We start from the raw sequence: 19,428 nt of genomic DNA, 5'->3' as shown, positions 1-19,428 counted from the left end.
ACGGTAGCGGCGACGCGGCGCGCAGACATCCGCCATCTGGTCAGCAGAGAACCCCGCCGACGCTGGACGGCGCACCCGCCGATGCAGTTACCTGCCGCCATCCCATCATGCTCACATTCTGATATCAGATGCTGATAGCAATGGATCCCAACCTGTTCAAGGGCAATCTCGACCTGATCCTCCTGAGCGTCCTGGAACGCGAGGGCGGTTACGGCCAGGACATCGCCAAACGCGTCAGTGTGCTCACGGACGGCAGCATCACCCTGAACGCCGGCAGCCTGTACCCGGCCCTGCACCGCCTGGAGAAGGCCGGGTTTCTGCATGCTGCCGAGATGACCCCAGCCCGCGGTGGTCCCCCGGTTCGCACGTACACCCTGACCGATGCGGGCCGCGCGGAACTGTCCCGGAAACGCGACTCGTACCGCTCCTTCGACATGGCCCTACGGAGTCTGTGGTGACACCCCCACCACCCAAAGTGCAGCGTTACCTGCGCCGCGTGACGCTGCTCCTGCCCCCCACCGCCGCCCGGCACGTACGGGCAGAACTACACGGGAACTTGTACCAGACCATGCTAGACGCCCGCCTGAACGGTCTCACCGAGGCTGACGCCTGGGCTGCCGCTCTGCGCCAAGCTGGCCCGGCAATCCCGGCCGCCGTGCGCTTTGCGCGCACTCACACGCTGGGGCTGGCGCTGCGCTGGTTGCTGGCAGCCGGGCTACTGGGCGGGGCCGCCTACGCCATCCAGGGCACCCATCCCACTTCGCCCACCCAGCATCTGGCGCAGCCATGACCACCACCCAAACGACGAGCCGCTTGACCCGCGTGTGGCGCGAGTGGCTGTCCCCGCTGGCGTTCGCGCTGCTGTTCACGCAGTTCGGAGCGACCGCCGTGCGCGTCGATGGCGTCAGCATGCTGCCTGGCCTGCACCACGGCGAGGAACTCCTCGTCCCGAAACTCGAGGGCTGGGCGCACACCCTGGGCGTGGGCACCTACCACCGGGGCGACATCGTAGTGTTCAAACCACCCCGCACCGCCACCCAGGAATGGACGCACGCGTACCGCGGCCTCAGCCTCCCGTGGGCATACCGCCCGTACCTCGTCAAGCGCATCGTCGGTCTGCCCGGCGACACCGTGCAGGTCACGCGCGGCACCGTCACCGTGAACGGCCGCCCACTGAACGAACCCCGCACCACCGCGTACTGGGACGCGGCCTGCCACGACACGGCCAGCGACCTTGCCAACACCCTGCCCGTCACCGTGCCCGCCGGAACGTACTTCGTGATGGGCGACAACCGCAGCCCCGGCGGCAGCCTCGACAGCCGCGTGTTCGGTCCGGTGAGCACCGCCGACATCGCCGGACGCGCCGTCGCCAGCGTGTGGCCGTTGGCCGCGCCCACAAACGTCACACCCGCCTGCGACGGCCTAGAACACCCCGAGAAGCGCGTAGGGACGAGCGGCACGGAGCAGTGGACTCCACGGCTTCTCTTGCCCTGAACGAACCCAAGCCACAACCCCCGCCACGTGGACGGGGGTTTCTCTCCTCTCGGCTCTTACAGCGAGATCAGGAACGGATCTTCCAGGCTCTCGCAGATGAAGCGCACGAACCTTGCGGCGTCGGCGCCGTCGATCAGGCGGTGGTCGTAGGTGAGGCTCAGGGGCAACATGTTACGCGGCTCAAACTCGCCCTTGTCCTTGTTCCACACGGGTTCCATGCCGCCGCGCGACACGCCCAGGATGGCGACTTCCGGCGCGTTCACGATGGGCGTGAAGGCGTGCCCGCCGATGCCGCCCAGGTTCGAGATCGTGAAGGTCGCGCCCTGCATCTCGTCGGGCTTGAGCTTGCGGTCGCGGGCCCGGGCGGCCAGCTCGGACAGGTCGAGCACGAGTTCCGTGATGCTCTTGCGGTCGGCGTCCTTGACGACCGGCACCAGCAGGCCCACGGGCGTGTCCACGGCCACGCCGATGTTCACGTAGTCCTTGAAGATGACCTGCTGCGCGTCCAGATCGAGGCTCGCGCCGAATTTGGGGAACTTGCGCAGGGCGTTCGCCACGACCTTCATCAGGATGTGCGTCATGGTCAGCTTGCCGCCGGCCTTCTCCACGCGGGCGCCGAAGCGCCTGCGCACCTCCTCCATCTGGGTCACGTCGGCCTTGTCGAAGTGCGTGACCATCGGAATGAGCGTGCTGGCGGTCATGGAGCGCACGGTCGCCTTGCGGATGCCGCTCATGTCCTCGCGGGTGACGGCGCCCCACTTCTCGAAGTTCGGCAGCGGCGCGGCAGCGACCGCCGGTGCAGCAGCGGCCTGACCGGCCGCGGGCGCCGCCGTGGTCGGGGCCACGGTCGGGGTGCCGCCGGTGCGGCGCACGTCCTCCTCGGAGATCCGGCCGGCGATGCCGGTGCCGTGCACCGTGTGGATGTCCACGCCGATCTCGCGGGCCAGGCGGCGGACGCTCGGCGCGGCGGGCACCACCGTGCGGCCGTCGAAGGTCTGGGTGTCGTAGGGGCGCTGGGCACCGGGGGCCTGGGTGGGCGCGGTGTCGGGCGTCGCCGCCGGAGCCGCGCTACTCGGGGCTGCCGGCGCGGGCGCCTGGGCCGGAGCGGGCGCGGCCGGGGCCGCCGGAGCGGGCGCGCTGCCCCCGCCCAGGGTGGCGATCACGCCGCCGACCTTCACGGTGTCGCCCACCTTCACGGCCACGCTCTGCACAGTGCCGCCCGCGTTCGACGGCACCTCCACGACAGCCTTGTCCGTCTCGATCTCGATGACGGGCTGGCCCTCGCTGACGGTGTCGCCAACGCCAACCAGCACGGTCACGACGGTGCCCTGCTCGATGTTGTCGCCTACGTCCGGCAGGGTGATCTGCGCGCCGCTGCTCGCGGGCGCGCTGGCGGCCGGAGCCGGGCTGGCGGCGGGCGCAGCCTGGGCCTGCGCTTTCTGGGCGTCCTGCTGCTGCTGCGCGACGGCCTTGCTGGTGCCCACGTCCGCGTCGTCCACGGGGCCGGACGCGGCGGCCGGCGCGCTGGCACCGCCGCCCTCGCCACCCGTCAGGGTGGCGATCACGCCGCCGACCTTCACGGTGTCACCCACCTTCACGCTCACGGCGTCCACCGTGCCGCCGGATTCGGCCGGGACTTCCACGACCGCCTTGTCCGTCTCGATCTCGATGATCGGGTCGCCCGCCTTGACGGTGTCGCCGGGTTTCACGAGCACGGTCACGACCGTTCCCTGCTCGATGTTGTCGCCCACGTCGGGCAGTTTCAGTTCCGTGGCCATGTGGTTCTCCTTCGGAGACGGTCTGACGGTCTAAGAGTCTGACTGTCTAGACGCTGGGTTGATCTGTTCGGCGGGTAAACCGTCCGACATGTTGACATCTGCGCGTCAGCGCAGGACGGGCGCGTCGCGTTCCGGGTCGATGCCCAGGTCGGCAATGGCCGCCGCGACCACGTCACCCTTGATCTTGCCGTCGCGCTGGAGGGCGTACAGGGTGGCGAGGACGACGTGCTTAGTGTCGACCTCGAAGAAGTCGCGGAGTTCCTCGCGGGCTTCCGAGCGGCCGAAGCCGTCGGTGCCGAGCGTCCACAGCTTGCGGTCGAGGTGACCGTTCAGGCCGTCTGCGCCGAGCTTCATGTAGTCGCTCACGCTGATCAGCACGCCGGGGGCGTTGTCCCTGGAGAGCTGCTGGGCCACGTATGCCACGCGGGGCTCGTCCGTGGGGTGCAGCATGTTGTGCCGCTGGGTCAGCAGGGCGTCCTGGTGGAGTTCCTTGTAGCTGGTCACGCTCCACACGTCGGCGGCGACGCCGTAGGCCTCCAGCTTCTGCACGGCCTCCATCGCCGCGCCCATGGCCGGGCCGCTGGCGAGGATCTGCGCGCGGAGTTTCGCCTTGGCGTTGCCGCTCTTCTGGTAGCGGTACATGCCGCGCACGATGCCCTCGCGGATTTCCTCGTGGCTGCGGCCGTCATCCGGCATGGACGGCTGCACCTCGTTCTCGTTGTCGATGGTGACGTAGTAGAACTCGTCGATGCCGTCCACGTACATGCGCTGGATACCGCTCTCGATGATCACGGCCAGTTCGTACGCAAAGGCCGGGTCGTAGGTCTTGAGGTTCGGCACCACGTAGGCCTGCAGGTGGCTGTTGCCGTCCTGGTGCTGGAGGCCCTCGCCGGCCAGGGTGGTCCGCCCGGCGGTCGCGCCCAGGATGAAGCCGCGCGCGCGCTGGTCCGCGGCAGCCCACACGAGGTCGCCCACCCGCTGCATGCCGAACATCGAGTACAGCACGAAGAATGGGATGGTCGGCACGCCGTGGTGCGCGTACGCGGTGCCGGCGGCGATCCACGACGCCATCGCGCCGTCCTCGGTGATGCCTTCTTCCAGCATCTGGCCGTTCACGCTTTCCTTGTAGGCCATCAGCGAGCCCGAGTCGACCGGCGTGTACGTCTGCCCGCGCGGCGAGTAGATGCCAATGCGCGGCACCAGAGCGTCCATGCCGAAGGTGCGGGCCTCGTCGGGCACGATGGGCACCACGAACTTGCCGATCTCCTTGTCGCGCAGCAGCTTGGAGATGATCTGCACGGCGGCCATGGTGGTGCTCACCGCGCGGTCGCCGCTGCCCTTGGCGAACTCCTCGTAGAACTCGCCGTTGGGAATGGTGGGGTGCGGGTAGTCCACCTTGCGCGCAGGAATCGTGCCGCCCAGCGCCGCGCGGCGTTCCAGCGCGTACTTCACCTCCGGGCTGTCCGGGCCGGGGTGGTAGTACTCCATGTGCTCGACCTGCTCGTCGGTCAGGGGCAGGTCCAGCAGGTCGCGCAGATCCTTGAGGGTATGGAAGTCCAGCTTCTTCACCTGGTGGGCCACGTTGCGCGCCTGGGCGCTCTCGCCCAGCCCGTAGCCCTTGATGGTGCGCGGGATGATGATGGTCGGGCTGCCCTTGTGCGCCGTGGCCGAGGCGTACGCGGCGTAGATCTTGTTGATGTCGTGGCCGCCGCGGTTCAGCAGTTCCAGCTCAGCGTCGCTCCAGCCCTCGATCAGGGCCTGGAGTTCCGGCGTGTTGAAGAACTTCTCGCGCAGCTCCTTGCCGCCGAAGGCCGCGTAGCGCTGGGACTCGCCGTCCACCAGCAGCTCGAAGCGCTTGACGATCAGGCCGTTGTAGTCGCGCGACAGCAGCTCGTCCCACTTGCTGTCCCAGATGACCTTGATGACGTTCCAGCCCGCACCCCGGAACAGCGCCTCGAACTCCTGGATCACCTTGGAGTTGGCGCGCACCGGACCGTCGAGGCGCTGGAGGTTCGCGTTCAGCACGAAGATCAGGTTGTCGAGGTTCTCGTACGCGGCAAATCGGATCGCGCCGATGCTCTGCGGCTCGTCCATCTCCCCGTCGCCCAGGAAGGCCCAGACCTTGGCGTCGCCCTTGGGCTTGAGCTCGCGGTTTTCCAGGTACTTGATGAACCGCGCCTGGTAGATCGCCTGAATCGGCCCCAGGCCCATGCTGACGGTCGGGAATTCCCAGTAGTCGGGCATCAGCCACGGGTGCGGGTAGCTGGACAGGCCCGCGCCGTCCGGCTGAAGTTCGCGCCGGAAGCGGTTCATGCGCGCCTCGTCGAAACGGCCCTCCAGGAAAGAGCGGGCGTACACGCCGGGGCTGGCATGGCCCTGGTAGAAGATCAGGTCGCGGTCCTGCCCGGCGCCGTGGCCGCGGAAGAAGTGGTTGAAGCCCACCTCCAGCAGCTCGGCCGCGCTGGCGTAGGTGGACAGGTGCCCGCCGATTCCGTCGGACTTCTTGTTCGCCTTGATGACCATGACCACGGCGTTCCAGCGGATGATGTTGCGGATCTTACGCTCAAGCTCGGCGTCGCCAGGGTACTCGGGCTGCTGGTCGGCGTCGATGGTGTTGATGTACGGCGTGTTCTGCTTGAACGTGATGGGCGCGCCGTGGAAATACGCGTAGTGGTCGAGTTCCTCCAGCAGCTCCGCCGCCCGGTTGTCCCCGGCGTCGGCAAAGACGTACGCCAGCGAGTCGAGCCATTCCTTCTTCTCGACCTCATTGAGCTGCTGCCGATCCTGGGCGTTCATACCGGCACGGGGCGGCCTGTTCGGCGGAGATGTGGTCATGCAAGCAGTCTAGGCCCCGGCATTGCCCACTTCCAACAGGGTCTCCTCATGCGATTCACCACGTCTAGTGGTCAGTCGGCCGCGCCGGAGTGGGGGCGGCCGGCCGGTGCCGGAGTCCCCACCGGCCACGCGACCAGCACCACTCCAGCCACGATCACGCCCAGCGCTGCCCAGCCCAGCGGCCCCACGTGTTCGCCCCCGACCAGCACGCCCAGCAGGATCGCCACGACCGGGTTCACGTAGGCGTAACTGGTCGCCAGCGCCGGGCGCGCGTGCGCCACGAGGTACGTGTACGCCGAGTACGCCAGCACGCCCCCGATCACCACCAGATACGCCAGCGCCCACACGCTGCCCGCCGTGGGCACGCGCCAGTGCTCGCCCGTGACGGCGCTCAGGACGGCCAGCACCGCGCCGCCCGTGAGCATCTGCGCGGCGCTGTTCATCAGGCCGGCGGGCAGCGGCAGGTGGCGCGACCACTGGCTGCCGAAGGTCCAGCACAGCGGCGCGAGCACCAGCAGGACGGCCGCGCCCGGGGTGGCCCGCAGCTCACCCAGGTTCAGCAGCACGATGCCCAGCAGGCCCACACCGATGCCCAGCCACTCGCGCCGGCCAGTCTTCTCGCCCCACAGCGTGGCGAACACCGCCGCGAACAGCGGCGATACCGCGATCATCAGGGCGGCCACGCTGGAACTCGCGTCCCGCTCGGCCAGGGTCACGAAGCCGGTGCCGCCGCCCAGCAGCAGGGTGCCGATCACGGCGCAGCGTCCCCACTGCCGCAGGGTGGGGCCGGCCATGCCGCGCACCCGCAGTACGCCGTACAGCAGCGCGCCCGCCAGCAGAAAGCGCAGGCCCAGCATGCCCAGCGGCGGCAGGCTGCCGATGGCGACCTTGATGGCGTAGTACGTGCTGCCCCACACCACGTACACCACGGCCAGCGCGGCCAGCACGGTCGGGGTCACGGCGGGCGGGGCGGCGTTCCGGGTGAGCACGCCCGCCATCCTACGCGGCTCCCCCGCCCCTGCTACCGTGGACGCACCCATGATCGAACTCAGGCACCTGCGTCACTTCGTCGCGCTGGCCGAGGAAGAACACTTCGGCCGCGCCGCCGAGCGGGTGTTCGTGGTGCAGCAGGCCCTGTCGAACTCCATCCGCAACCTCGAGGACGAGGTGGGCGTGCCGCTGGTGCTGCGGACCACGCGCCGGGTGCAGCTCACGCCGGCCGGGCAGGAGTTTCTGGTCGGCGCGCGCGCCACGCTGGCCCTGGCCGGGCAGACGGTGGAACGCGCCCGCCGCGCCGCGCGGGGCGAGGTCGGGCGGCTGACCATCGGCTTCGTCAGCGGGCTGGCCTTCGGCGGCCTGCCGGAAATCGTGCGCAGATTCCGCGAGCTGTACCCGAACGTCAGCGTGGATCTGCGCGAACTGACCGCCCAGGAGCAGGAGGCCGCGCTGCGTGGCGGGCAGATCGACGTGGGCCTGATGCTGCTCCCGGTGCGCGACCCCAGCCTGGATTCCCGCGCGCTGTGGCGCCAGCCGCTGGTGGCCGCGCTGCCCGCCGCGCACCCCCTGGCGCGCCGCCGCAAGCTGAAGATCGGCGACCTGCGCGGTGAGCCCTTCGTGTTCTTCCCGCGCCAGATCCGCGCCACGTACTTCGATCAGGTCATGCGCTGGTGCGCCGCCGCCGGCTTCACGCCGCACGTCGTGCAGGAGGCCATCGAGGTGCCCACCCTGCTGTCGCTGGTCGCGGCGGGCATCGGCGTCTTTCTGCCTATCGAGTTCTTCTCGCGCCTCAGCTTACCCGGCGTGGTGTACCGGCCCGTCGAGGACGCACCGATCATCGAGATCGTCGCCGTGTGGAGCCGCGGCGAGGGCCGCAGCCCGGTCGTCCGCGCCTTCCTCACGGTCGCCGGAGAGGTGCTCGCGGAGCACTGACAGCGGTAACCACATCAGGTGAAGGGTTTCCCTTCACCTGATGTGGGGCGAGCAGAGCGAGTGACCGCCATAGACAGCCGCCTCCGTGGAGGTGATGGGCGGCATTTGGCCCGGAGGCGGAACGGAGCACCGCTGTGACACCCGTCGAGCAACACGAAGCGGCGGGCCCCGTGTGGAGACCCGCCGCCGGCCGGTTACCGTCAGGCGTCCGCGTCCTCGCCCTTCTGGCCGCGCTTATACGGCCCCTTCTCCTTCCACTTCAGGCGCACGGGAATGCCGGCCAGATCCAGATCCTCGCGGATGCGGTTCTGAAGGAAGCCCTCGTAGGCCCGCGTGACGAAGTCGGCGCGGTTGCAGAAGATCGCGAACGTCGGCGGCGCGGTCTCCACCTGCGTCATGAAGTACATCTTCAGCTTCTTGCCGTGGAAGTTCGGCACCGCTTGGCGCATCTGCCACACCTCCAGCCAGCGGTTGAGTTCGCTGGTGGGCACGCGGCCCTGCCACTTCTCGTGGAGTTTCATGGCCTCGGCCAGCATCTCATGGATGCCGTAGTCGTTGATCGCGCTGGTGTACACGCGCGGCGCGTAAGAGATGTGGTGGAGCTTCTGGTTCAGGTCCTTCTCGGTGCGCTTCAGATCCTCGTCGGGCACCAGGTCCCACTTGTTCACCACCACGATCACGGGCTTGCCGCTGTCGTACGCCAGGTTGGCGAGCTTCAGCTCGTGGTCGCCGAGTTCCGTGGCGTTCACGACCAGCCAGATCAGGTCGCTGCGCGCAATCGCGGCCTGCGAGCGCTGGATGGCGTAGTCCTCGATGGCCGTGTCGGGCTTCTTGCGGATCCCCGCGGTGTCCACCAGCACGAAGCGCTGCCCGCCGTAATCCCACTCGACGTCCAGCGAGTCGCGGGTGGTCCCGGGCTGGTCCGCCACGATGGCGCGGTCAGACTGCGTGATCGCGTTCAGCAGGCTGGACTTGCCCACGTTCGGCCGCCCGATCAGCGAGATGCGGATCGGCGCGACTTCCGGCACGTCCTCGTCGTCCTCGGGCAGGTGCTCCATCACGCGGTCGAGCAGGTCGTCCAGGCCGCGCGCGTGCTCCGCGCTGACCGGCACCGGGTCACCGAAGCCCAGGCCCCACAGTTCGGCCATATACACGTCGTGCTTGGGGCTGTCGATCTTGTTCGCCACGACGATCACGGGCTTGCCCAGGCGGCGCAGCCACTCGGCCACCTCGTAGTCGGCGGCCGACAGACCCTCGCGCGGATCGAGGACGAACATCACGGCCTGCGCGCCCTCCATGGCCCACTCGGCCTTCTCGCGGATGGCCTGCTCCCACTCGTCCCCGCTCCACAGCCCGCCGGTGTCGATCAGGGTGATGCGGTGGTTGTGGTGCAGCATCAGTCCTTCCTTGGCGTCGCGGGTCACGCCGGGGAAGTCGGCCACGACCGCGTCGCGGCGGCCGATCAGGCGGTTAAACAGGCTGGACTTGCCGACGTTGGGTCGGCCGACAATGGCGACTTTATGCATGAAAATCCTCCACGCCCGCCAGGGCAGCGAGCGGAGCGAGTCGGAGATAGTGCGCCCGGACGGAAGTCTGGAGGCACACCCAGGCCATGTGGGCCGGAAGACTGGAGTCCGGGTGCATATAGGGACGCTCCTTGCGGTGTCGGCTCACCCCGGCGTCAGGGGGAACCGCCGAAACCTGCCCTCACGCTGAGGTCGCAGGCATAGACAGACGATTCTACAGGATCGGGACGTGGTCGTGGCGGCGCGCGGCACACTCGGCGTCCAGGTATGCAGCAGACGTTCCGCCGGGCAGACGTTTCCATCGTCCAGACCACGCCTTTCTGGATGACATGGATGGAGTTGACGGGGGCTGCATACCGCGCTATCTTGAATTCAACACCGCCAAACGAGGCGGCTTTTTTATTGCCGTGTTCCGGGCGTGCGCCCTCCCTGCGGCCATGCATCACTCCGCCACCTGCGCTTTCCTCCGCTCCGTCCCAGACGGCGTTTTCCGGACGTTCTGGATCAAGTTGACAGATCCTGCATACCACGCTATTCTCTTCCCATCACCGTCCGCGAAGGGCGGGTTTTTCGTTTTGGTCTCCATGCCCCTGTCCTGCGCGCCGGGTGTAGCCTGCCGGTCATGACGACGCCCTCTTCTCCCCTCACCTCCGCCGAGTGGCTGCGCGACCACGTGAACGATGCGAATGTGCGGGTGCTGGACTGCCGCTACGCGCTGTCCGATCCGCTGGTCGGGCGCATCGCGTACCTGAGCGGCCACATTCCCGGCGCGGTGTACGCCGACCTGGAGACGGATCTGAGCGGCCCGTTGCAGGAGGGCGGCGCGGGCGGGCGCCACCCCCTGCCCGATCCGGCGACGCTGGCAGAGTGGCTGGGCAGCGTGGGCATCGGCAACGACAGCGTGGTCGTGTGCTACGACGATCCCAGCACCGGGCAGGGCTTCTATGCGGCGCGGGCATGGTGGCTGCTGCGCTGGCTGGGGCACGCGCAGGTCAGCGTGCTGGACGGCGGCTGGCCCGCGTGGACGGCGGCGGGCGGCGCGCTCAGCACGGACGAGCCGGCCCCCACCCCGACGACCTTCACGCCGGACGTGCAGTCCGGGATGGTCGCCACCGCCGCCGATGTGCAGGCGCGGTCACAGGGCACGCTGCTGATCGACTCGCGCGCCGGGAACCGCTACCGGGGCGAGGTCGAACCCATCGACGCGAAGGCCGGGCACATTCCGGGCGCCGTGAACCGCGAGTGGGGCGGCGCGCTGGACGAGCACGGCCGCTGGCGCGGGGCGGACGCACAGGCCGCGCGCCTGGACGCCGGAAGCGCCCCGACCGTCACGTACTGCGGCAGCGGAGTGAGCGCCACGCCGAATCTGCTCGCGCGGGAACTCGCGGGCGTGCCGCTGGGACCGGACAACCGGCTGTACGCCGGCTCGTGGAGCGACTGGATCAGCGACGAGGCCCGTCCCGTGGCGACCGGCGAGGAGTGAGGGGCCGCCCGCTGCTGCTTGCGGCGCTGCTGTGCGCGTGCGCGTACACGCCGCCCCGCGAGCCCTTCCGGGCCGGCGAGGCCTTCACGCTGACCGGCACGACCCGCGGCGGCGTGGCGCTGGAGCGGACGTACCGGCTGGCGGGCAGCGGGCGCCTGGCCGCCGACGGACACTGGGAGTACGTGGCCGACGGCCGCGTGAGCGGCGTCTCGGGCGTGCTCGCCGGCCCCGGTGAGACGCTGGTGGCGCTGGTGGACGGTTCCGAGGCGCTGGGCACCCGGCCAGACGCGACCGTCACCGCGTGCGTGGTCGCGCCGGCCGGGCCGGGCTGGCGCAGCGCCGAGGGCCTGCTCGCGCAGGGGCCGCCGGCCGCCCTCATGACGCTGGCGCAGGGCCTGAAGTGGTCGGCGCGGCTGGACACGCTGCGCGGCGTGCTGGGCGACACCGGGACGTGCACGCTCACGCGGTCGTGACGCTGGTCAGCTGTCCTCGCGGACGCTCACCACGCCGTCCCCGAAGGCCAGTGTCAGGGTCTGGCCCGGCCCGACCTGCGCAGCGCGTGTGATCGGGTGCCCGGCGTGGTCGCGCACCAGGGCGTAGCCGCGGGCCAGGGTGCGTTCGGGCGTCAGGCCCAGCGCCTGCCGCATCAGGGCGTCCACGTCGGCGCGCTGACGCTCCACCAGCCGGGCGGCGCCGTTCCGCGCTCGCTCCCTGGCCCACTCGGCGCGGGCCTGCGCGTCCACGTACGTCTGCGCGCCGACCGCGCGGATGGTGCGGGCGTCAGCGCTGGCCTGCGCGGCGGCGGCGGCCACGGTCCGCACGATCAGCGCGGCGGCCTTGCTGGGCGTGTCGGTGCGCGCGAACGCGACCTCGTCCGGCAGGGTGTCGTCCCGCGCGTGGCCCAGGCCGGTGATGACCGGAGCCGGGAAGGTCGCCAGGGCGCGGGCGATGTCCAGGTCGTTCAGCCACGCGAGGTCCGTCACGGCGCCGCCCCCGCGGATCACGACCAGCGCGTCCAGCGGCGCCTCGGCGTGCAGCCCACGGGCCAGCGCGACCGCCTGCGTCACGCTGGCCGACGCCGCCCGGCCCTGGAAGGTCGCTTCCAGGTACGTGAACTGAATGACTCCAGCCGCCTCCAGCGCGTCCGTCTCGCGGCGAAAGTCGCCCAGGCCGGCGGCCTCCTGCGGCGAGATCACGGCCACGCGGGCGTAGTCGGCGGGGGCGGGCAGCGAGCGGTTCAGGCCGTACACGCCCTCCTGCACCAGCGTGTCGCGCAGGGCGCTTAAGCGGGCGGCGACGTCGCCCAGCGTGAACTCCGGCGCGATGTCCAGGATGTGCAGCGAGAAGCCGTACTGGGCGTGGAATTCCGGCGTGCAGAACAGCAGCACCTTCAGACCGGCCTCCAGCGCGCCGCCGGTGGCGCGGCGGAACTTGCCCTCCAGCTCGAAGCGTTCCCGCGCCCACACGGTCGCGCGGCAGCGGGCGACCTCGCCGTCGTCGCCCAGCTGTACGAGGTCCAGGTACAGGTGCCGGCGGTCCGTCAGCGAGGCGATCTCGGCACGCACCCACACCGCGCCCGGTACCCCGCGCGCGATCACGGCCGCGACGTAGTCGAGCACCTCCGCGAGTTCCAGGAAATGCTCGGGGGGGCGCGTGGTCTCGGCCTTGCGGCGGCGCCGGGTCACACGCGCGCTCCCAGCGTGCGGCCCAGGACCGCGGCCAGGACGCCCAGCAGCACGCTCAGCAGCGCGTACAGCGTGGCCGCGCCGCTGCGCCCGGCGCCGAGCAGGTCGGCCAGGTCCACGCTGAAGGTCGAGAAGGTCGTGAAGGCCCCCAGCACGCCGGTGCCGAAGGCCAGCCGGGCCGTTTCGGGCCACGCGCCGCGCCCGACCAGCGCGACGGTCAGGCCCAGTAGGAACGAGCCCACGACGTTGATCAGCAGCACCGCCACCGGAACACCCGCGCGCAGCACCAGCGGGGCCAGGGCCAGCTGGGTGCCGTAGCGCGCCGCCGCGCCCACCGCGCCGCCCAGCATCACCCACGCCCACGCGTTCATGGCGTTCAGGATAGGTCACGTCCCATCCGGCCGTGACCGGCGCGCCCTACGATGCGCGCATGATCCGCGCCAAACGACTCGACACCGGCCGGGCCGTGGAGTGGGCCGGCGAGACCCACGGCGTGTGGGTGGACGCGCACGATCCCAGTGCGGATGACCTCGCGGCCCTGCGCGCCGCGTTTCCCCTCAACCGCCTGGCGCTGGAAGACGCCCTGGAACGCGGGCACTGGAGCCGCGCGGAGCAGTACCCGGAACACGAGTTCGTCACGCTGCGGTCGTTCGTGCACCCGGACGCGCCGGACGACTTCACGGAACGGGTCAGCGTCTTCGTGTTCCGGGACGCGGTGCTGACCATCAGCAGCGCCGGCACCCGCGCGCTGGACGCCGTGTGGACGCTGGCCGGGCGCGAGGCGGTGAACACGCCGCACGAGGTCACGTACGAGCTGCTCGACCACACGGCGGATACCTTCTTCGCGCTCGCCGACGGCCTGGAGAGCCGACTGGACGCACTGGAGGAGCGCGTGTTCCTGAATGCCCGCGAAAACCCGGTGGCCGCGGTGTTCACGCTCAAGCACCTGCTCGCGCATGCCCGGCGTCTGGCATCCGACGCGCGCGAGGCGACGGCGCTGCTCGCCCGGCACGCCGAGTGCACGCCGCAGGATCTGGTGCGCTACCGTGACGCCCAGGACTCGTTCACGCGCGCGGCGGGGCGGCTGGACGGCCTGCGGGATTTCCTGACCAGCCTGCTCGACCTCCACCTGAACCTGCAGAGCCAGCGCATGAATGAGGTGATGCGCACCCTGACGGCCGTGAGCGTGGTGTTCCTGCCACTGACCTTCCTGGCTGGAGTGTGGGGCATGAACTTCCAGCACATGCCGGAGCTGGCGTGGCCGTACGGATATGCCCTGGCGTGGGCGAGTTTCCTGCTGATCGGTGGGCTGCTCGCGCTGTACTTCAAGCGCCGCGGCTGGTGGTAGGCGCGGGCCGGACCCGGTAGGGCGAATCCAGCAGGCCCACGTCCTGATTTTCAGGACGTCCCGTCCGGACGTAGCAACCTCCAGCGGTGGAAACGCTCCCTGCTGGAAGCGATCCCGCTGTTCTGACAGCGAGTTCGGCATGCGACACGTGAACACACCGTGGAGGGGCAGGGTCGTGGCGGACGTCCCGCGTTGAAAGCCAATTCAAGACTGGATCACACTTCACATTTCACGCGATCCTTATCTTCCTGTGAACAACACCCCGACATCTCAGACCTTTTTCCCAGGGGATGATGACGCCGCACCCGGGCGGTCGTCAGCCGTTGTGCCGTCGCAGGAGGCCTTCATGAAATCGACCGGACTGATCCGCCACTCCGCCCTTGCCCTGCTGTCACTGACGCTCGCCGCGTGCGGAACGCAGCGCGCGCCCGTCACGGCCCAGGCCCCATCGACTCTGAACGCCCTCGGTACGGCCAGCGCCGCCGACAACGAGACGGCGCGCAACTGGTTCGTGGAATTCAGCGGCAAGCCGACCAGCAAGGGCGGCGACCGCGCGCAGATCGCGCAGGAACGCCAGGCCTTCCGCGCGCAGGCCAGGGCGCTCGGCATCAAGCTGCAAGACCGCCTAGAGTTCGAGCGGCTGTGGAACGGCATATCGGTGCATGTCGATCCGGCCGATGTCGCGAAACTCCGCGACCTGGACGGCGTCCGGGCGATCTACCCGGTGCTGAGTGTCCCGATGCCCGACGGTGCCCGCAGCGCGGACACGCCCGACATGACCACCGCGATCGCCCAGACCGGCGCGGACGTCGCGCAGAACGAACTCGGGCTGACAGGCAAGGGCGTGAAGATCGCCATCATGGACACCGGGCTCGACCTGCAGCACCCGGCCTTCCAGAACCGCGTGATCGCCAGCTACGACTTCGTGGGCGATGCGTACGACGCCGCCACCCCCGGCCATGACGTGCCGGTGCCCGGTCAGGACGACGTGGACGACTGCGCCGGGCACGGCACACACGTCGCCGGGATCGCCGCCGCGAACGGCGCCCTCAAGGGCGTGGCGCCCGACGCCTCGCTGGGCGTGTACCGCGTGTTCGGCTGCGCCGGCAGCACCGACACCGACGTCATGATCGCCGCCATGGAACGCGCGCTGAGTGACGGCATGGACGTCCTGAACATGAGCATCGGCGCGGCCTTCAACTCCTGGCCCGAGTACCCCAGCGCCGTCGCAGCCAGCAACCTCGTGGACGCCGGCATGGTCGTCGCCGCGTCCATCGGGAACAGCGGCACGGGCGGCGTGTGGGCGGCCGGCGCGCCCGGTGTGGGCGACAAGGTCATCGGGGTGGCGAACTTCATGAACACCCACGTGTACCTGAACGAATTCACCGTCTCGCCGGACGGCACGAAGGTCGGGTACCAGAACGCCACGGCCGCGCCCGCCGCCCCGACCAGCGGCACCCTGCCGCTCGCCCCGGCCCCAACGCTCCAGGGCTGCGATCCCATGGCCGCCGGCAGCCTGAACGGCAAGGCCGTGCTGATCTCGCGTGGCACCTGCACCTTCTACGTCAAGGCCCTGAACGCCCAGAACGCCGGGGCGGCGGCCGTGATCATCTACAACAACGCGACCGGGCCCTTTGCCGGCACCGTTGCCGGGGCACCAGCGATCACCATCCCCGTGGTCACAGTCAGCAAGGAACTCGGCGCGGTCCTCGCGCCCCGTGCGGCTGCCGGCGAGACCCTCACGTGGACGGCCAGCAGCGGCAGCTACGCCAACCCCACCGGCAACCTGCTCGATTCCTCCAGCTCCTACGGCCTGGACGCCGAACTGGGCCTGAAGCCCGACATCGGCGCGCCCGGCGGCCTGATCCGCTCCACGTACCCGCTGAGCCTGGAACCCAGCGGCTACGCCATCCTGAGCGGCACGTCGATGGCCTCGCCGCACGTGGCGGGCATCTCGGCGCTGGTCATCCAGGCCAAGCGCGAGGCGGGCACGCCCATCGCCGCAGGCGACATGCGCGGCCTGCTGCAGAACACCGCGCAGCCCAAACCGTGGAGCGGCAACCCCTCGGCCGGGTACCTGGACGTCGTGCACCGTCAGGGGGCCGGCATGGCGAACGTCGTGAACGCCGTGACCACCACCGCGACCGTCACGCCCAGCAAGCTTAGCCTCGGGGAGAACGAGGGCAGCGGCGGCAAGACGCAGACGCTGACCATCTCGAACCGCGGCCAGAGCGCCGTCACGTACACCCTGGGCCACCAGGGCGCGCTGGGCACTGCCGGGAACTACGCAGTGGCCTTCCAGCTGCCCGGCGCGACCGCCACCTTCGGCGCCCCTACCGTGACCGTGCCCGCCGGCGGCAGCGCCAGCGTCACCGTGACGATCACGCCCACCGGCGCGGCGAAGACGGTGTACGGCGGGTATGTCACGTTCACGCCGGGGAACGGCGGCGTCACCCTGCGCGTGCCGTACGCGGGCTTCCAGGGCGACTACCAGAGCCTGACGGTCCTGAGCGGCCTGAAGACCATGGCCCGCCTGAACGCGGCCGGCACCGCGTACGACGTGCTCAACGCGCCCACGACCTTCACCATGCAGGGCACCGACTACCCGCAGTTCCTGCTGCACCTCGACCACTTCGCCCGCTGGATCAAGCTGGACGTGGTGGACGCCAAGACCGGCCAGCCGGTGAACTCGCAGTTCTTCAACGCCAGCACCGACCAGTACCTGCCGCGCAACTCCACGCCCACTGGCTTCTTCTCCTTCGCGTGGGACGGGCAGGTCAGCTGGAGCCGCGGCTTCAACGGAATCGGCAACACGCATGACAAGCGCAAACCCGTCCCGAACGGCCAGTACGTCGTGAAGATCTCGGCGCTCAAGGCACTCGGAGATGAGGCCAACGCCGCCCACGTGGAACGCTGGACCTCGCCGGTAATCACGGTGAACGCCAGCAAGTAAAGCGTGCACCTTAATTAATCCGGCGGCCGCCCTTCCCGGGCGGCCGCCGCCGTGCTGGCGCGAGCAGACCGGGACGGACGACACGCACACACGCAACCGGCAGGACATGATGTTCTCAGGCGCGGCTCATGGCCTGCGAGGGTGGCCGTGTCACCCTGACCCCATGAGAGTCTTCATGAGGAAGGGCGTCCTGGCCCTGACGCTGCTCGGCCTCGGGCTGGGCGTGGCCGACGCCGCGACCGCGTACACGACCACGGCGGTCAACCTGCGCCGTGGCCCCAGCACCGCCGCGTCCGTCCTGCGGGTCGTGCCCGGGGGCACGCTGCTGACGGTGGCATGCGTGGGCCAGTGGTGCCGGACGTCGTACCAGGGGCGCGGCGGCTACGTGTCGCGCTCGGTGCTGCGGTCCTTCACGCGCAGCGCGCCGGTCTCCGGCGTGTTTTACGCGAGCTGCGCGGCCATGCGTGCCCAGGGCAAGGCGCCGATCAAGCTCGGCCAGCCCGGCTTCCGGTCGGGGCTGGACTCGAACCGCAACGCCGTCGCCTGCGATGAGGGCGACCGCTAGACAGTGCGCCCACGCCGCGGGATGGTGGGCCACTCCTCACTTCGTTTTTTAAAGCAGGGCAGAATGGGGGCATGACCGCTCTGACCCCCACCTCCCCGGACAAGCTGCGCGTGGACATCTGGTCGGACGTCGCGTGCCCGTGGTGCTACATCGGCAAACGCCGCCTGGAGTCGGCCCTCGCGGACTTCCCGCAGGCCACGCAGGTCGAGGTCGTGTGGCACGCCTTCGAACTTGACCCCCAGGCGCCGCTGGACGCCCCGCAGAGCATGGTGCGGGTGCTGGCCGGCAAGTACGGCCGCAGTGAGGCCGAGGCACAGGGCATGATCGACCAGGTGACCGCCACGGCCGCTGGCGACGGCCTGGCCTACGACCTGAACGGCGCGCAGCGCACCAACACCTTCCTGGCCCACCAGCTGATCCACCTCGCCGCCGAACACGGCGTGCAGGGCGCCATGAATGAGCGCCTGCTCAGCGCCCACCTCAGCGAGGGCGAGCACGTGGGACAGATCGGCACCCTGGTACGCCTCGCGCAGGAGGTCGGGCTGGACGGCGACGAGGTGCGCGCGTCGCTGGAGGCCGGCACCCACGCGGCGGCCGTGCGGCAGGACGAGGCGCAGGCCCGCGCGCTGGGCATTGGCGGCGTGCCATTCTTCGTGCTGGGCGGCAAGTACGGCGTGAGCGGCGCTCAGGGCGCTGACGTGCTGCGCGGCGCGCTGGAGCAGGTGTGGGCCGAGACCCATCCGGCGCCGCTGGTGCGCCTGGACACCCCCGCCGCCGCGAGCTGCGAGGACGGCGCGTGCGAGGTGCCCACCCCCACCACGCGCTGATACGCAGCAGAGCCGGGCCGGACACTTCAGGGGATTCCTGGGTCGTCCGGCCCGGCTGTTCGTGTGCGGCTGGAGGTCAGGCCGGGTCGGGCGTGAGGCGTCCGGTGGGTGCCGGGCCGTCATCGGGGCTGCGGGCCGCACCCTCCAGGGGGGGCAGGGTGCCGCCCGCGAGCACCGTCTGCACGTCGTCGCCGCTCAGGGATTCGCGGGCGACCAGCTCGTCGGTCAGGCGGTGCAGGATATGTGCGTGCTCGCTGAGCAGCTCTACGGCGCGCCCATACTGCCCATTCAGGATGCGGTCCAGTTCCGAGTCGATCTGCGCGGCGGTGTGGTCGCTGTACGCCCCCTGCTGCGGTCCGTACCCGAGGTAGTTCCCACCGTCCTGAGCGAGCGCGAGCTGCCCCACGCCCTCGCTCATGCCCCACTCGGTGATCATGCGCCGGGCGATGTTCGTGGCCTGCTGGAAGTCATTCGCGGCGCCGGTGGTCACCTGGCCGGTCGCGACGTGCTCGGCCGCATGCCCGGCGAGCGCCACGCAGATCCGGTCGAGCAGGGCGCTGCGGGTGTGGTGCATGCGGTCTTCCGGCGTGTACAGCGCGCTGCCCAGGCTGCGGCCACGCGGCACGATGGTCAGCTTGTGCGCCTTGTCCGCGTGGGGTAACAGTTGAGCGGCGAGGGCATGGCCGACCTCGTGGTAGGCGGTGACCTTGCGGTCGGCTTCGCGCACCACCATCGAGCGCCGTTCCGGTCCCATCAGCACCCGGTCTCTGGCCTCATCCACATCCCGCGCCGTGATCCGGCTGCGCCCCGACCGCGCCGCCAGCAGCGCCGCTTCGTTCAGCAGGTTCTCCAGATCCGCCCCCACCATCCCAGCGGTACGTCTCGCCACCACCCCGAGGTCGACGCTGGTGTCGAGCGGCTTCTTGCGGGCGTGGATGCGCAGGATCATCTCGCGCCCCCGCACGTCGGGGGCGTCCACCACCACCTGCCGGTCAAACCGTCCCG

At 70.0% G+C, this 19,428-nt stretch carries 17 protein-coding genes; 10 read left to right on the top strand and 7 right to left on the bottom strand.

Annotated features, from left to right (window positions below):
• The first annotated feature begins 140 nt into the window (after positions 1–140).
• From HNQ07_RS21450 to lepB, 3 genes are read left to right on the top strand one after another with little or no spacing between them, the layout of a single operon-like run.
• A complete protein-coding gene (locus HNQ07_RS21450) occupies positions 141–458 on the top strand; it encodes a PadR family transcriptional regulator (protein ID WP_184115637.1) in 318 nt (105 codons plus the stop codon).
• A complete protein-coding gene (locus tag HNQ07_RS21445; protein WP_184115636.1) occupies positions 455–790 on the top strand; it encodes a hypothetical protein in 336 nt (111 codons plus the stop codon). The genes HNQ07_RS21450 and HNQ07_RS21445 overlap by 4 nt, the downstream gene beginning before the upstream one ends.
• Entirely contained in the window at positions 787–1,494 is a 708-nt protein-coding gene (lepB, locus tag HNQ07_RS21440; RefSeq protein ID WP_184115635.1) for a signal peptidase I, read from the top strand. Before HNQ07_RS21445 ends, lepB begins: the two co-directional genes overlap by 4 nt.
• 56 nt (positions 1,495–1,550) lie before the next feature.
• Here lepB and aceF read toward each other — a convergent pair whose 3' ends face one another.
• From aceF to yedA, 3 genes are all read right to left on the bottom strand, one after another.
• Complete coding sequence (gene aceF, locus HNQ07_RS21435; protein WP_184115634.1) at positions 1,551–3,272, bottom strand: dihydrolipoyllysine-residue acetyltransferase; 1,722 nt, start codon at positions 3,270–3,272, stop codon at positions 1,551–1,553.
• Positions 3,273–3,377: 105 nt separating this feature from the next.
• Positions 3,378–6,107, bottom strand: coding sequence for a pyruvate dehydrogenase (acetyl-transferring), homodimeric type (gene aceE / locus HNQ07_RS21430; protein WP_184115633.1), 2,730 nt, complete (start codon positions 6,105–6,107; stop codon positions 3,378–3,380).
• A gap of 71 nt (positions 6,108–6,178) precedes the next feature.
• Positions 6,179–7,096 (bottom strand): drug/metabolite exporter YedA, encoded by a 918-nt coding sequence (gene yedA, locus HNQ07_RS21425; RefSeq protein WP_229832287.1) that lies wholly within the window; start codon positions 7,094–7,096, stop codon positions 6,179–6,181.
• 52 nt (positions 7,097–7,148) lie between these two features.
• Here yedA and HNQ07_RS21420 point away from each other — a divergent pair, with 52 nt between their 5' ends.
• Entirely contained in the window at positions 7,149–8,036 is an 888-nt protein-coding gene (locus HNQ07_RS21420; protein WP_184115741.1) for a LysR family transcriptional regulator, read from the top strand.
• 200 nt (positions 8,037–8,236) lie between these two features.
• Here the strand turns inward: HNQ07_RS21420 and der are convergent, their stop codons facing one another.
• A complete protein-coding gene (gene der / locus HNQ07_RS21415) occupies positions 8,237–9,562 on the bottom strand; it encodes a ribosome biogenesis GTPase Der (RefSeq protein WP_184115631.1) in 1,326 nt (441 codons plus the stop codon).
• 622 nt (positions 9,563–10,184) lie between these two features.
• Here der and HNQ07_RS21410 point away from each other — a divergent pair.
• Positions 10,185–11,045 carry a sulfurtransferase gene (locus HNQ07_RS21410; RefSeq protein WP_184115629.1) on the top strand — a complete coding sequence of 287 codons (861 nt, stop codon included), beginning with the start codon at positions 10,185–10,187 and terminating at the stop codon, positions 11,043–11,045.
• Positions 11,042–11,518, top strand: coding sequence for a hypothetical protein (locus HNQ07_RS21405; protein WP_184115627.1), 477 nt, complete (start codon positions 11,042–11,044; stop codon positions 11,516–11,518). Before HNQ07_RS21410 ends, HNQ07_RS21405 begins: the two co-directional genes overlap by 4 nt.
• A 6-nt stretch (positions 11,519–11,524) precedes the next feature.
• Here the strand turns inward: HNQ07_RS21405 and xseA are convergent, their stop codons facing one another.
• Positions 11,525–12,730, bottom strand: a complete 1,206-nt coding sequence (gene xseA, locus HNQ07_RS21400; RefSeq protein WP_184115625.1) for an exodeoxyribonuclease VII large subunit — start codon at positions 12,728–12,730, stop codon at positions 11,525–11,527.
• A complete protein-coding gene (gene crcB, locus HNQ07_RS21395; protein ID WP_184115623.1) occupies positions 12,727–13,101 on the bottom strand; it encodes a fluoride efflux transporter CrcB in 375 nt (124 codons plus the stop codon). Before crcB ends, xseA begins: the two co-directional genes overlap by 4 nt.
• A 59-nt stretch (positions 13,102–13,160) precedes the next feature.
• Between crcB and HNQ07_RS21390 the strand changes: the two genes are divergently transcribed.
• From HNQ07_RS21390 to HNQ07_RS21375, 4 genes are all read left to right on the top strand, one after another.
• Positions 13,161–14,078 (top strand): magnesium transporter CorA family protein, encoded by a 918-nt coding sequence (locus HNQ07_RS21390; protein ID WP_184115621.1) that lies wholly within the window; start codon positions 13,161–13,163, stop codon positions 14,076–14,078.
• A 346-nt stretch (positions 14,079–14,424) separates the two neighbouring features.
• Positions 14,425–17,031, top strand: a complete 2,607-nt coding sequence (locus HNQ07_RS21385; protein ID WP_184115619.1) for a S8 family serine peptidase — start codon at positions 14,425–14,427, stop codon at positions 17,029–17,031.
• A gap of 175 nt (positions 17,032–17,206) precedes the next feature.
• Positions 17,207–17,596, top strand: coding sequence for an SH3 domain-containing protein (locus HNQ07_RS21380; RefSeq protein WP_229832286.1), 390 nt, complete (start codon positions 17,207–17,209; stop codon positions 17,594–17,596).
• Positions 17,597–17,667: 71 nt separating this feature from the next.
• The gene (locus HNQ07_RS21375; protein ID WP_184115615.1) at positions 17,668–18,423 is read left to right on the top strand and encodes a DsbA family oxidoreductase; all 756 of its coding nucleotides are present in this window, start codon (positions 17,668–17,670) and stop codon (positions 18,421–18,423) included.
• Positions 18,424–18,499: 76 nt separating this feature from the next.
• On the opposite strand, the gene HNQ07_RS21370 is transcribed toward HNQ07_RS21375, so the two are convergent.
• Positions 18,500–19,428 (bottom strand): ATP-dependent metallopeptidase FtsH/Yme1/Tma family protein (locus HNQ07_RS21370; protein WP_184115613.1); only part of this gene is annotated, 929 nt, incomplete at its 5' end.

The sequence above is a fragment of the Deinococcus metalli genome, assembly GCF_014201805.1.
Lineage (GTDB): Bacteria > Deinococcota > Deinococci > Deinococcales > Deinococcaceae > Deinococcus > Deinococcus metalli.
Note: the sequence above shows the minus strand (reverse complement) of the source record. Positions and strands in the feature narration are given on the sequence as shown.